Genomic DNA, 11,864 nt, shown 5'->3' on the forward strand with positions numbered 1-11,864 from the left:
CGTGGAGCGGCAAAACGTGCGGTACGGCAAGGCGTTCGGTACGGCGCGCGACGGCCGTGTGGTGTGAGCGGGCGCGCGGACGTACTGCCCTGGCTTCTCCCGATGCGTGAATGAGGTCGTGAAAAGGGGAAGTTGGTTGCCGTACGCCCCTTTGGGGGGCATCCGGCGGGAACCGCGCGGCGGATACCGTGAGCCGGCACAGATCCGCCCGCTCGGGGGCGGAAGGAGACAGGAAGAGGGGGCGCACGTGGCGCGTCTGAGGGGTGGGGCGGTCATCGCCGTCGTCATGGTGTTCGCCGTGGCCGGCTGCAAGGACCTCCAGGACAAGGGGAGCCCGGGAGCCCCGGGTACCGGCGGTGGCGGGGGCGGGGGAGCGGCGCTGACCGCCGCCGACGCGCTGACCGTCAAGGGCCGGGCACCGAAGACCGGTTACACCCGGGGGAAGTTCGGCTCCGCCTGGGCGGACACCGACTCCAACTCCTGCGACACGCGGGACGACATACTCAAGCGCGATCTGAAGGACGTGAAGTTCACCGACGGGGACTGCAAGGTGTCCTCCGGTGTGCTGGACCCGGACCCCTACTCCGGCAAGGACATCACCTACAAGCGGGGCCGCAGCCTGGTCGACATCGACCACATGGTCGCCCTCTCGGACGCCTGGCAGACGGGCGCCAAGTACTGGGACGCCAGCAAGCGCATAGCCCTGGCGAACGATCCGCTCAATCTGCTGGCCGTCGACGCGAGCGCCAACCGCGGCAAGGGCGACGGCGACACGGCCACCTGGCTGCCGCCCGCCAAGGCCTACCGCTGCACCTATGTCGCGGCCCAGGTGGCGGTGAAGAAGAAGTACGGGCTGTGGGTGACCGCGGCGGAGAAGGCCGCGATGAAGAAGGTCCTCGCGAGCTGCCCGGGCCAGAAGCTGCCCGCGGGCGGTAACCCGACGAAGGCGCCGTCCCGGTTCCGCGCGTCCTGAGGGCGGGGCGGGCAAACGTGTGCGCGGGCACAGGTGCATAACGGTTTCGGGTAATGACTGTGGAAGGGACGCAAGGAATCACCCAAGATCAAAAGGGATGGGTCGGGTGAGATGACGCGGGTTCGGTAGCCACTGGTCAAGGTCGGCCCGAGGGTCGTCCAGGCTCTCTGTCCACAGGATGTTCACAGCAGCCAAGATCGCTTCGCTTTTGTCGCCGCTCCTGCCTGTTGGAGTCATCCCGTGCGCCTCCGGTCGCCCCGCCGTGCCCGCTCCGCCCGCCGCACCCGACGGCTGCGGCGCTGTGCCGCGCTCTTTGCCCTCGTCGGGCTCGCGCTGACCATGACCACCCAGCAGGCCGCGGCGCAGGGAATGGAGCTGACGGCGGTTCAACTGCCCTCCCTGAGCCTGAAGTCGCTCGCGTCGTGGTTCGAGGACCCGCACTGGGGCAGGCTGCCGCACCAGCAGTCCGGCACCGCCGCCGGCCGCGCGCACCACGTCCCCGCCGAGGCGACCGCCGCCCACCGCGGCAAGGGCCACGAGCCCGGCAAGGGCCGCGGTGAGCTGTCGGCCTACCACGCGCACCACGCCCGGCCGGCCCGCGGCCGCAGCGGCGGCGGCCACTTCGACGCCAGGACCAGCAAGCGCAGCCCCACCAAGTCGACCCGCACCGCGACCGTCTACACCAACGCGGACGGCAGCACCACCCGCGAGATGTACCTCAGCCCCGTGAACTACCAGGTGGGCAAGGGCAGATGGGCCCCCATCGACGTGGACGTGCGGGCCGGCCCGGACGGCCGCTGGCACGAGAAGGCCAACTCCCTCGGCGTCGACCTCGCGGCCGAGGCCACCGATCCCGCCCTCGCCTCCCTCGCCGACGGCAAGGGCCACCGCGTCGCCTACGCCCTCAAGGGCGCCGCCCCCGTCAAGGGCACCGCCCACGGCTCCACCGTCACGTACCACGACGTCCTGGCCGGCACCGACCTCGCGCTCTCACCCACCGCCACCGGCGTGAAGGAGTCCGTGGTCCTGGACTCCGCGGCCGCAGGCAACTCCTGGACCTTCCCGCTCAGCCTCAAGGGCCTCACGCCCGTCCAGCACCGGAACGGCTGGACCGACCTGCGTGACCCGGCCGGCAGGACCGTCGAGCGCATACCGCCGGCGTACGCCTTCGACTCGAAGGTGGACCCGCGCTCCGGCGACCCGGCCACCACCCACGCCGTCACCACCGAACTCGTCCGCACCGGCGGCGGCTACGCGCTGCGGATCACCCTGGACGAGGACTGGCTGCACAGCCCCCGACGCGTCTTCCCGGTCACCGTCGACGACGGCTGGACCACCACCTACGCCGAATCCGGCGCCACCGCCCAGGACCACTCCTACGAGCAGACCATCAAGGTCGGCTCCTACGACTCCGGCACCCACAGCGCCATCAGCTTCGTCAACCACTGGGACACCGCCTGGGACGCCAGCGGTGCCACCGTCACCGAGTCCCACCTCGACATCTTCGACACCTGGGCCGCCACCTGCACCGCCGAGCGGTTCGACGTCGCCCTGGTCACCCAGAACTGGACCCCGGAGGGCGTCACCACCTACCCGGGTCCCGCCAAGGGCTCCTCCATCGGCAACCTCACCCCCAGCGTGCCCAACGCCTGCGCCAACACCGCCGCCGACCGCACCGTCGGCGACTGGCTCCAGGTCCCGCTGTCCACGTCCGCCATCCAGGGATGGTTCAGCGGCACCACCGCCGACTACGGCCTCGCGGTCTACGCCTCGACGAGCGACGCCCTGCACTGGAAGCAGTTCGGCTCCTTCAACGACCCCACGCTCGGTCCGCACCTCCGCGTCACCTACACCGGCAACACCGCGCCCCAGCTGTACGAGCAGTTCCCGGCCGACAACGCCGTCGACCGGTCGGCGTTCGTCGAGGCCGAGGACCTCAGAACCGGCGACGTCCTCCAGACCCCGACCGGCACGGCCGAGATCACGGGCGTACGCCTCCACCACGCCCACACCACGACGTACGACCTCACGATCGGCAGCCTCCATACGTACTATGTGGAGGCTGGGGACACGCCGGTCCTGGTGCACAACGACAGTTGTCCCGTTCTGCAGGGCAGGTACCCGATTACCGAGGGGCAGAAGAACGCCAACGTAGGTTTCAGGTATCAGGAGCACGCGACGGGGTCGGACGAGGAGCAGTGGTTCCAGCACAACGGTGGACTGACGAAGGTTGATGGTGGCCCCGGTCCTGACGGATACCTTGTCGAGGCGAAATGGACGGGCAACGACGATCCGAACGGCTGGAGCAAGAGCCGATACAATCCGTCCCACAGTCGCACCGTGTTCGATGAGGGAACGACAGTCGATCAGGCACGAAGGCTGCTCGACTTGAATGCCGATTTGGGTGGAAGCGGTGTTCGTTATGCCGTCTCAAACCCGGGTGGAGCCGCCTTTTACCTAGCTGTCCTCCGAGAACGTTTTCCGGAGGAAGTGGAGAATGGCACGTTGCGCGTATTTCATGTGTCGGCAGTAGGGATGAAGTGATGCAGAAGATCGATCTTGATCCAGCCTGCGAGCTGGTCGGTCAAGCCACCCGGTTCGAGCGGCCTTGGAGCGCGGAGCGGATTTCAGGGGTGCTCGTCGGCTCGGGCTGGCAGCCAACCGGTTCGGTCACGCTGCCCTATCCGAAGCGGTTGCTGCGAGAAGGACTGGCCCTGGGCATCGAGTCCGAGGACGAGAGCGTGGTCCTCGGTGCCACCCTCGCGCAGTGGTCTGCCGGCGCGGAGTCCGATGCTGTGGTGGCCGATGAGTACGCGGCCGCGATCCGTGAGTGCGGCGAGCTGAGCAGTCGGCTGGCCGCCGCACTCGGCCGGGAATACCAGGTGGAGGCGGAGAGCGTGGTCCTCGACCGCGATGACTACTTCTTCGTCCATAGCGAGGGATGGAAAGTAGCCGACGTCCACCTGGTCATCGGAGTGGAGCACGTCCACCCCGATGACACACCCGTGGAACTCTGCCTTTACGTGGTGGACGGTGAGAGCGCATAGCCGATTCCGCGGCTCTGAACGGCAGACGCGAGGGCTTTGTCTCAGTGTGCTAGCGCGGCGATAGGACGGCGATGGAGGTGCTCGATGTGCAGTTTCAGTCCGAGCGGGGCAGAGTTCGGGCTCTGCTCGTCAGTGCGGATGACGTGGACTCGTTCATCGATGTCTTGCTGGACGGGCGGCACGACCGTAATTGCGCCGTGGTCTATTCGCTTGATCGCCCCACGCTGCCATCGGGATACCGAGACCACGAGTTGGCGGTTGGCGTCGACAGGGTCACCCAGGTGGGCGCTCTGACCCTCTCGGTCGATGAAGGTTACGTGTCGAAAGGCTCGGTGGATCGCGGCATACGCGAATACATGCTCCTCGGGCATGTGCGGGAGTTCATGCCGGGCTCCGAAATTCCTGTCGGTCTTGTCCGTCAGGCGGTGAAGGAGTTTCTCGGCAATGGCGGTCGGGTTCCGACGTGCATCGAATGGCAAAAGGAAGAGTTCTGAGGTTCCCACGGGAGGGGAGCGGGGGCCATGGCCTCCAGAGGTTTCCGCTAGTACCAAAGGGTGAGTCCGGCCGCGCCGACTCCCGTGCTCGCCGCGTGACGCAGCACCCGAAGTGGGGCGTCGATCAGTTCGTCGATGTCGCGGTTCGGGTCGTCGGCCATCTCGTCCAGCCACAGTCGGATCCGGGCGGACACGTGGGCCCGACGCGGAGGGTGAAGGGCGAGCGCCTGTTCGGCGGCGGGAAGCGCGGCCCGTACCTGGGCGGCGTCGAACAGGAACTGCCCGCAACAGCCCGGGAATCGGAGCGCCGTGTCGCGGCCGAGTCCCCACAGGAGCGCCGCCGCGCCGTCACCCCTGGGTACGGCGGCGCAGAACATTTCCTCGCCCTCCTGCTGCGGGACCGTGTGCAGCAGGTGGTCCTGGAACTCGTCCACCTCGGTCCCCTCGTTCCGGACTCTGTGGACCGCGTCGGCGAAGCGCGCGATTTCGTCGGTGTGCGACTGTCGCGCGGGTGACCCGTCGAGCAGTTCCGCGGGTACGAGGGGCTCGCACCAGGGGTTCATGTCGGCGGCCGACACCGGCCACGTGCCGTGGACGCCTGCCGCGTCGGGGAATCGGCGACGCGCGTCCTCGACGGCGTCGTCCGCCAGGACTCCGACCACCCAGACCCCCATCACGCTCATCCGCGTTCCTTCACTCTCGCTTCGGTCGAGGCTGGCCACAGGGAATCTAGTGCCGGGACCGGTTGCGCCGGCGGGCCGGCCTCGTCCAGCGACGTGAAGGGGTCCGGCGGTGGACCTGAGGCTCGTCCGGTCCGGTCAGGTACTTCGCGGTCCGGGCGGACTCCTGCACGGTCGAGCGACGTCCGGTCAGGCGACGCCCGGCCGCCTTGCCCGGCGTGTACCGCCGCGCCAGGTCGCGGCGGCCGACCCCGCGGTGTGCCGCCGAAGATTTCTCGCGGGGGGCGACAACCCCGGGTGGGGCCGCACGTCTGGTGGGGTGAAAGGCGGTTTCCGGGGCGCGATCCACGGTCCCGGCGCCGCCCGACCTGTCAGCGTTGTCCCTGAACTCTTTGGAGTCGTTTCCCATGCGGCATTCCCGCGCCAAGAAGTCGAACCGTTCCCTGCGCACCTGGGTGCTGGGCTCGGCCGCCGGTCTCGCCCTGGTGGTGGGCGGCGGCATAGCCGCCCAGGCGGCCACCGCCGGCCACGCGCACCCGGCCAAGTCGGCACCGGACGCCCCGAAGCCCGTCCCCTCCACCCCGGGCAAGCACGCCTCCGGCACCGGCGACCCGACCCCGGTCCCGGGCGACGAGAACGGCAAGCCCTACCCGAAGCCCGTCCCCTCCACCCCGGGTACGCACACCTCTGCCGGCGACCCGACCCCGGTCCCCGGTGACGAGAACGGCAAGCCCTACCCGAAGCCCGTCCCCTCCACCCCGGGTAAGCACGCCTCCAGTGGCGGCGACACGGTCCCGGTCCCGGTTCCGGGTGACGAGAACGGCAAGCCCTACCCGGGCACCACGGGCCACTGAGCCGCTGAGTCGCCGACCATGAGTGTGGCGGGGCCGGACGCGCGCCGGCCCCGCCGTATCCCTGATGTGAACGAGGACGATGCAGCTCACCCTTGCCCTGCCCTGGTGGGCCCGGCTACTGCGCCGCGCCCGGACCACCTCCCCCGACCCGGCGTCGGGCGCGCCGCATGCCGGCCGGCGCTTCCGGCCTCTGCGTCCGGTGGCCGACCGGGACGGCGAGAGGGACGCGCCCACGCTGGCCGACCTGTACCGGACCCGGCGGCTGGACATGGTCCGGCTGGCGACCTTCCTGGTGGACGACCTGCACACCGCCGAGGACGTCGTCCAGGACGCCTTCGCCGCCGTCTGCCGCCGGCACGGTGAACGCCTGGACGACCTCCAGGACGCGCACGCCTACCTGCACACCGCCGTGCTCAACGCCGCCCGCTCGGTGCTGCGCCGGCGGCGCACCGCGCGCACCTACACCCCGCCCCACCAGGGCCCGGGGGCACCGGTCGACGAACGGCTGCTGCTCGCCGAGGAGCACCGGCAGGTCTTCGACGCCCTGGCCCGACTCACCGCGCGCCAGCGCGAGGTGCTGGTCCTGCGTTACTGGTCAGACCTGACCGAGGCGCAGATCGCCGAGGCGCTCGGCGTGTCCCGTGGCACCGTCAAGTCGACCGCGAGCCGCGCGCTCGACACCCTGGAAAAGCTTTTGGAGGTGGACCGATGAACAGCCGGGCACCGATCGAGGAACGGCTGCGCGCCGCGCTGGAAGCACGCGGGCAGCTCATCAGCGCCCACGACCTGTCACCGGCCGGCCCGCCCACCGGAAGTGCCTGGGGTACACGGCGGATCCGGCGGGTGCTGTCCGTCACCGTCGCCGCCACCGCGGCGGCCGCGGCCGCCGTCGTCCTCCTGCTGTCCTCCCACACCACGGACCGCCCCCGCCCGGCACCGCCGGCGCAGCACTCCAGTCCCACCGTCGCCCCGCCCTCCGACGACCCGCGCCCGGTCCCCTCCACACCCTCCGCCGTCGCGTCCGGGCCGTAGGCCGCGCGCGGTCGTCCTGCGCGGCGGCCACCGGGGACCGGCGCAGGGACGTGGGCTGTCCGAGGAGTTCGGCGAAGGCGGCCGACAGGTGGGTGGGTTCAGCGGAGGTACGGGTTCCCCGTCACCGGCGGCGGCGCCATCGTGCCGTACCCCTGCGCCTGGACCTGCCTCTGCGCTCTCGGCGTCCGCTTGTCGAACAGGGCGAACAGGAGCATGCCCGTCGCCGTCAGCAGGGCCAGGAGGACCACGATGCCCAGCACCGGATCGCCGTCGTCGGTGTGGACGACGGCCGTCCACGTCAGGGTCACCACCTCGTAGAGCGCGAACGAGGCGACGGCGCCCCAGTCCGACCCCCGGCCGCGGCGGATCGCCGCGTACAGGAACGGCACCCAGACCAACAGGCCCAGGGATCCCCACGCCAGAACCGACCACGCTATTCGCTGGAACCAGCCGGCCTCGAGACGCTTTTCCATCCCGCCCTCTTTCCCGCCCCCGCAGCGGAGGCGCAGGGTGCGGCGCCAGGCTAGAGCATGGCGCCGACACCGTGAGCGGATGTCGCCGAGGCGGCCGGGGGTCCGGGGGCGTTCGCCGTTCCCTGTGGCTTTGCTGTGTCTTTGGCAAATCCTGGGGCGGCCTGGGACCGCGGTTTCCCGATCTTGGTGGTGGAGTCGGCTACTGTGCGATGCCTCTGCGGCGCCGCGTTGACGTGTCATCACCAATCCGTCGCGCCGTCTCGGGGGCTCAGAGGATTCACAGGGTTCAGCGGGCGTACGCCGTCGCGAGACGTGGCCGTGCGCCGCTCAGACGCGTACGCGGAAGCCGTACGTACGAAGGGGTGGGGGATGGCCGAGCACCGGCAGTCCAGGAGGCGCAGGTACATCACGTGGGCGGTGGCCGGCACGGCCGTCGTCGCGGGAGCCGGGATCGCGGCGCAGACCTCCATGGCGGCCACGGTGTGGCCCGCGCAGAAGACGTACACCGGCCACGCCTTCGACACCTGCGCGGCGCCTTCGCTGAACGCCATGAAGGCATGGAAGGGCGGCCTCTACGGCGCCGCCGCCGTCTACGTCGGCGGCAAGAACCGCGGCTGCAGCCAGCCCAACCTCACCGCCTCCTGGGTCAAGTCGGTCAACTCCCTCGGCTGGAAGCTCATCCCGCTCTACGTCGGCGCCCAGCCGCCCTGCCAGAGCGGCTCCAACCCCGAGAAGCTCACCGCCTCCAACGCCGCCTCCCTGGGCGTGAGCGACGCCGGTGACGCGGCGGCCAAGGCGTCGGCGCTCGGCATGAAGGCCGGCAGCCCGATCTACCTCGACATGGAGTCGTACGACACCACGAACACGTCGTGCAACAACGCCGTGCTGACGTACGTGCGTTCCTTCTCCAAGACGCTGCGGGCCAAGATCTACCGCAGTGGCTACTACGGGTTCACCAGCTCCAGCGCCAAGGCCGTCGCCACCGCGACCGACAAGACGGACCTGCCGGGCAACCTCTGGTACGCGCTGTGGGACAAGCACTACACGACCACCTCGGACTGGCCGTGGGGGTCCACCCAGTACACCGACCACAGCCGCGCGCACCAGTACATCGTCAACAGCAAGGAGTCGCGCGGCGGTTACACGATCACCGTGGACCGCGACGCGTGGGACGCGCCCGTCGCCATCGTCGGCTGAGTCCGCCCGAGCGGTCAGGGAGCGGGACATGAAGCTCGTCGCCTCGCGGGTGCCGCGCGGAACGGTGGGGCGTGCCGGGTTCGCCCTGCTGCCCCTGGTCAGTCTGGGGCTGCTGTGCAACGTCCCCTCCCTGGTGCTCGCCCTCCGCCGGCGGTCCCGTGCCGACTGGCGGGCGTTCGCCGGATTCAGCGCGGTCCTGGCGGCCTGGGTCACCGATGTGGAGCTGTCCCCGGCGGACAGCCACGGTCTCCTGTTCGCGGCCGACCTGGCGCTCGTCCTGCTGTCCACCGCCGGGGCCTACGTGCACGCGTGGACGGCCTGGCCCCGCCGGGCGGCTCGGCCCTGACACCGTCCGGGGCGGGAGCGGGTCGCACGGCAGGTCCCGAGGGTTTCGGGTCGCACGGCAGGGCGGACCGGGAGCGACGGGACACACGGCAAGGGTTCGAGAGCAGCGGGCAGGCAAGTGGTCAAGCAGGTCAGACAGGTGTCACAGGCACGCACGGCTCCGCGGGAGCGGGCCGGGCGGGGCGCGGTCGTGGGACGCGCGGTGGGCGCACGGCTGCGCGCCCTGCGCACCCCGCACATCCGCGTCCTCGTCGCGGCGGCGGTCGCCGCCGTGGTCGCCGCCGGGGTGATCGTGACGGTCGCGCTGCGCCCGGACGGTGAAGGCGGGCCGCGGGTCCCCGACACCCGGGCCCGTCACTACACCGAGGTCGACGCCTGTCTGCTCACCGACGGGAAGGGAATCACCGGCGGGACCGCCGCCGAGGTCTGGCAGGGCATGCAGGACGCCTCTTCGAAGACCCACGCGCGCGTGAGCTACGCACAGGTGATCGGCGAACAGAACACCGGCAACGCGCGCCCCTTCCTCAACGGCCTGCTCCAGCGCTCCTGCGACGTCGTCCTGGCCGTCGGCCGGCCCGAGGCCGCGGTCGCGGCCCAGGCCGCGCCGGTCCACCGCGACGTGGGCTTTGTGCTCGTGGGGGACACCGCGGCCGCCGGCACCAACGTGACGGCCGTCCGCGTGGGCGCCGGTCTGCGTGCCGACGTGGGCGGCGCGGTCGAGCGAGCGGTCGAGGCGCGCGGCTGACCGCCTTTCCGATTCCGGGCGTGTGGCGGTGCCCCCGACGCGTGTGAATCGTTGGTCGAATGGGTTGGCCAGAGCTTGCCCACTGCCTACCATCGATCACCGCAAGACTTTGTGCACCGCCGCACAATCTCCTCGGGAGGCATCCTTGCACCGCCGCCGTCGCACCGCGCTCGTCCTGTCCGCCGCGATCGCCACCGCGGTCCCCTTCCTCACCGCCTGCGGAAGCGACGCGCACCCGGGCGCGGCGGCCGTCGTCGGCGGTCAGCGGATCACCGTCGCCCAGCTGGAGACCCGGGTGAACGAGGTGCGCCAGGCGCAGCGGGCGGCGGTGCCGGACGAACAGCAGTACCAGCAGGTGCTCGCCTCCACCAGCAGCCTCACCCGGGACACGCTGCACAACATGGTCCTCGACCAGGTGCTGCACCGGGCCGCCCAGGACGCGGGCATCGGCGTCACCCGCAAGGAGATCCAGCAGATGCGCACCGGCCTCGCGCAGCAGGCCGGCGGTTCCAAGGCGCTGGAGACCGCCTGGCTCCAGAAGTACGGCATCGCCCCCAAGCGCCTGGACGACAACCTGCGCCTCCAGCTGGAGGCGCAGAAACTCGCCCGGCTCCTCGGCACCGACACCACGCAGCCCGCCTTCTGGAAGGCCCTCTCCAAGGCGTCCCAGGAACTCCACGTCGACCTCAACCCGCGCTACGGCGCCTGGGACGTCCAGAAGAGCAGCCGGGTGGACGCGAAGACGCCGTGGGTACGGGAGGTCACGTCGTCGGGGACCCAGGCGACGGCGTAGCCGGGGGCACCGACAGGGGCGGTCATACGATCGCTTGATCGCCCCTGCCCTGTGGACAACTCCCGAGGCCGGCCGCGCGGGTGCGTTACGTTCGGATGGTGAACACCACCAGGCCGCAATCACCCGCTCCCACCACCCCTGGCACCGGCCGGATCATTCTCCTCACCACCAGCCACCGGGTCGCCCCCGGCCTGCTGTCCTGGCCCGCGTGGCAGGCGCTGCGATCGGCGGACCGGGTGCTGTGCGCGGACGGCGCGCACCCGCAGCTGCCCTATCTGCGGGAGGCCGGGACGGCCGTGGACGAGGCGGCCCCGGCCGCGGGGGAACTGGTCGACGCCTGCGCCGGCGGACGGACGGTGGTGGTCGTGGCGACGGGCGAGGGCGAGCCGGACCTCACCGACGGCCTCGCCCGCCTCGCCGGCTCCGGCCGGGTCGCGATGCCCGAGCTGGAACTGCTGCCCGCCTCCTACGACCTGCCCGGCGCCCGGCTCCTCGACCTCGTCCAGGTCATGGACCGCATCCGCAGGGAGTGCCCCTGGTCGTCGCGGCGCACCCATGAGGGACTGGCGAAGTACGCCATCGAGGAGGCGTACGAGCTGGTCGAGGCGATCGAGGAGGGCGACCGCGACGAACTGCGGGAGGAGCTGGGCGACGTGCTCCTGCAGGTCGTCTTCCACGCACGCATCGCCGAGGAGGACCCCGACGCCCCCTTCTCGATCGACGACGTGGCCGGTGGCATCGTCGCCAAGCTCATCCACCGCCACCCGCACGTCTTCGGTGACGAGACCGCCTCGACACCCGAGGAGGTCAAGGAGCACTGGCTGCGCACGAAGGCGATCGAGAAGCGGCGCGCGTCGGTGACGGACGGCGTGCCCCTCGCACAGCCCGGTCTGGCGCTGGCGTCCAAGCTCGCCTCCCGGGTGCGGACGGCCGGGCTGGAGGTGCCGCTGCCGCAGGGGCCGGGCATCGGATACGAACTGCTCGCGCTCGCCGCCCGCGCGGAGGCGGAGGGAACCGACCCGGAGGCGGCCCTGCGGGCGGCGGCCCGCGTGTACCGGGACGCGGTGAGGGCCGCGGAAGGGGTGGACGCCTAGACGGCGGCCCCGCGCCCAGGACGCGGACCCGTCGCCCCCTTGGGCGGACACCCTCGCGAACCCGTCGCCCTCGCGGCCCCGCGCCCAGGACGCGGACCCGTCGCCCTCGCGGGCGGGCACCCTCGCGAACCCGTCGC

At 71.1% G+C, this 11,864-nt stretch carries 14 protein-coding genes; 12 read left to right on the forward strand and 2 right to left on the reverse strand.

Annotated features, from left to right (window positions below; genetic code table 11):
* Positions 1 to 286: 286 nt before the first annotated feature.
* The 4 genes from ACFY3I_RS37545 to ACFY3I_RS37560 all read left to right on the forward strand — a co-directional run bounded on the left by ACFY3I_RS37545 (position 287) and on the right by ACFY3I_RS37560 (position 4,514).
* Entirely contained in the window at positions 287 to 973 is a 687-nt protein-coding gene (locus ACFY3I_RS37545; protein ID WP_390865530.1) for an HNH endonuclease family protein, read from the forward strand.
* Positions 974 to 1,213: 240 nt separating this feature from the next.
* The gene (locus tag ACFY3I_RS37550; RefSeq protein ID WP_390865460.1) at positions 1,214 to 3,517 is read left to right on the forward strand and encodes a DNRLRE domain-containing protein; all 2,304 of its coding nucleotides are present in this window, start codon (positions 1,214 to 1,216) and stop codon (positions 3,515 to 3,517) included.
* Positions 3,517 to 4,020, forward strand: coding sequence for a hypothetical protein (locus ACFY3I_RS37555; protein WP_390865461.1), 504 nt, complete (start codon positions 3,517 to 3,519; stop codon positions 4,018 to 4,020). The genes ACFY3I_RS37550 and ACFY3I_RS37555 overlap by 1 nt, the downstream gene beginning before the upstream one ends.
* Before the next feature lie 71 nt (positions 4,021 to 4,091).
* Entirely contained in the window at positions 4,092 to 4,514 is a 423-nt protein-coding gene (locus ACFY3I_RS37560; RefSeq protein WP_390865462.1) for an Imm1 family immunity protein, read from the forward strand.
* A gap of 47 nt (positions 4,515 to 4,561) precedes the next feature.
* Here ACFY3I_RS37560 and ACFY3I_RS37565 read toward each other — a convergent pair whose 3' ends face one another.
* Complete coding sequence (locus ACFY3I_RS37565; protein ID WP_390865463.1) at positions 4,562 to 5,197, reverse strand: hypothetical protein; 636 nt, start codon at positions 5,195 to 5,197, stop codon at positions 4,562 to 4,564.
* 404 nt (positions 5,198 to 5,601) lie between these two features.
* Between ACFY3I_RS37565 and ACFY3I_RS37570 the strand changes: the two genes are divergently transcribed.
* The 3 genes from ACFY3I_RS37570 (at position 5,602) to ACFY3I_RS37580 (ending at position 7,080) form a co-directional block, all read left to right on the forward strand.
* Positions 5,602 to 6,048: a hypothetical protein gene (locus ACFY3I_RS37570; protein ID WP_390865464.1), complete on the forward strand. Its 447-nt coding sequence runs from the start codon at positions 5,602 to 5,604 to the stop codon at positions 6,046 to 6,048.
* 79 nt (positions 6,049 to 6,127) lie between these two features.
* A complete protein-coding gene (locus ACFY3I_RS37575; RefSeq protein WP_390865465.1) occupies positions 6,128 to 6,760 on the forward strand; it encodes a SigE family RNA polymerase sigma factor in 633 nt (210 codons plus the stop codon).
* Complete coding sequence (locus ACFY3I_RS37580; RefSeq protein ID WP_390865467.1) at positions 6,757 to 7,080, forward strand: hypothetical protein; 324 nt, start codon at positions 6,757 to 6,759, stop codon at positions 7,078 to 7,080. The genes ACFY3I_RS37575 and ACFY3I_RS37580 overlap by 4 nt, the downstream gene beginning before the upstream one ends.
* Before the next feature lie 98 nt (positions 7,081 to 7,178).
* On the opposite strand, the gene ACFY3I_RS37585 is transcribed toward ACFY3I_RS37580, so the two are convergent.
* Entirely contained in the window at positions 7,179 to 7,553 is a 375-nt protein-coding gene (locus ACFY3I_RS37585) for a hypothetical protein (protein ID WP_390865468.1), read from the reverse strand.
* 369 nt (positions 7,554 to 7,922) lie between these two features.
* Between ACFY3I_RS37585 and ACFY3I_RS37590 the strand changes: the two genes are divergently transcribed.
* The 5 genes from ACFY3I_RS37590 to ACFY3I_RS37610 all read left to right on the forward strand — a co-directional run bounded on the left by ACFY3I_RS37590 (position 7,923) and on the right by ACFY3I_RS37610 (position 11,727).
* Positions 7,923 to 8,750: a glycoside hydrolase domain-containing protein gene (locus tag ACFY3I_RS37590; protein ID WP_390865469.1), complete on the forward strand. Its 828-nt coding sequence runs from the start codon at positions 7,923 to 7,925 to the stop codon at positions 8,748 to 8,750.
* A gap of 28 nt (positions 8,751 to 8,778) precedes the next feature.
* Positions 8,779 to 9,096: a hypothetical protein gene (locus ACFY3I_RS37595; RefSeq protein WP_390865470.1), complete on the forward strand. Its 318-nt coding sequence runs from the start codon at positions 8,779 to 8,781 to the stop codon at positions 9,094 to 9,096.
* Between the two features lie 138 nt (positions 9,097 to 9,234).
* On the forward strand, positions 9,235 to 9,840 hold the full coding sequence (locus ACFY3I_RS37600; protein WP_390865471.1) for a hypothetical protein: 606 nt from the start codon (positions 9,235 to 9,237) through the stop codon (positions 9,838 to 9,840).
* A gap of 145 nt (positions 9,841 to 9,985) precedes the next feature.
* Entirely contained in the window at positions 9,986 to 10,633 is a 648-nt protein-coding gene (locus ACFY3I_RS37605; protein ID WP_365284509.1) for a SurA N-terminal domain-containing protein, read from the forward strand.
* A 95-nt stretch (positions 10,634 to 10,728) separates the two neighbouring features.
* Positions 10,729 to 11,727 carry a nucleoside triphosphate pyrophosphohydrolase gene (locus ACFY3I_RS37610; protein WP_390865472.1) on the forward strand — a complete coding sequence of 333 codons (999 nt, stop codon included), beginning with the start codon at positions 10,729 to 10,731 and terminating at the stop codon, positions 11,725 to 11,727.
* Positions 11,728 to 11,864: the final 137 nt, after the last annotated feature.

The sequence above is a fragment of the Streptomyces sp. NPDC001068 genome, assembly GCF_042897315.1.
In the GTDB taxonomy this organism is placed as follows: domain Bacteria; phylum Actinomycetota; class Actinomycetes; order Streptomycetales; family Streptomycetaceae; genus Streptomyces.

Coding starts and splice junctions, on each gene's coding strand:
- ACFY3I_RS37545 (WP_390865530.1), top strand. CDS start 287: ATGGTGTTCGCCGTGGCCGGCTGCAAGGACCTCCAGGACAAGGGGAGC.
- ACFY3I_RS37555 (WP_390865461.1), top strand. CDS start 3,517: ATGCAGAAGATCGATCTTGATCCAGCCTGCGAGCTGGTCGGTCAAGCC.
- ACFY3I_RS37560 (WP_390865462.1), top strand. CDS start 4,092: ATGGAGGTGCTCGATGTGCAGTTTCAGTCCGAGCGGGGCAGAGTTCGG.
- ACFY3I_RS37565 (WP_390865463.1), bottom strand. CDS start 5,197: ATGAGCGTGATGGGGGTCTGGGTGGTCGGAGTCCTGGCGGACGACGCC.
- ACFY3I_RS37570 (WP_390865464.1), top strand. CDS start 5,602: ATGCGGCATTCCCGCGCCAAGAAGTCGAACCGTTCCCTGCGCACCTGG.
- ACFY3I_RS37575 (WP_390865465.1), top strand. CDS start 6,128: ATGCAGCTCACCCTTGCCCTGCCCTGGTGGGCCCGGCTACTGCGCCGC.
- ACFY3I_RS37580 (WP_390865467.1), top strand. CDS start 6,757: ATGAACAGCCGGGCACCGATCGAGGAACGGCTGCGCGCCGCGCTGGAA.
- ACFY3I_RS37585 (WP_390865468.1), bottom strand. CDS start 7,553: ATGGAAAAGCGTCTCGAGGCCGGCTGGTTCCAGCGAATAGCGTGGTCG.
- ACFY3I_RS37590 (WP_390865469.1), top strand. CDS start 7,923: ATGGCCGAGCACCGGCAGTCCAGGAGGCGCAGGTACATCACGTGGGCG.
- ACFY3I_RS37595 (WP_390865470.1), top strand. CDS start 8,779: ATGAAGCTCGTCGCCTCGCGGGTGCCGCGCGGAACGGTGGGGCGTGCC.
- ACFY3I_RS37610 (WP_390865472.1), top strand. CDS start 10,729: ATGGTGAACACCACCAGGCCGCAATCACCCGCTCCCACCACCCCTGGC.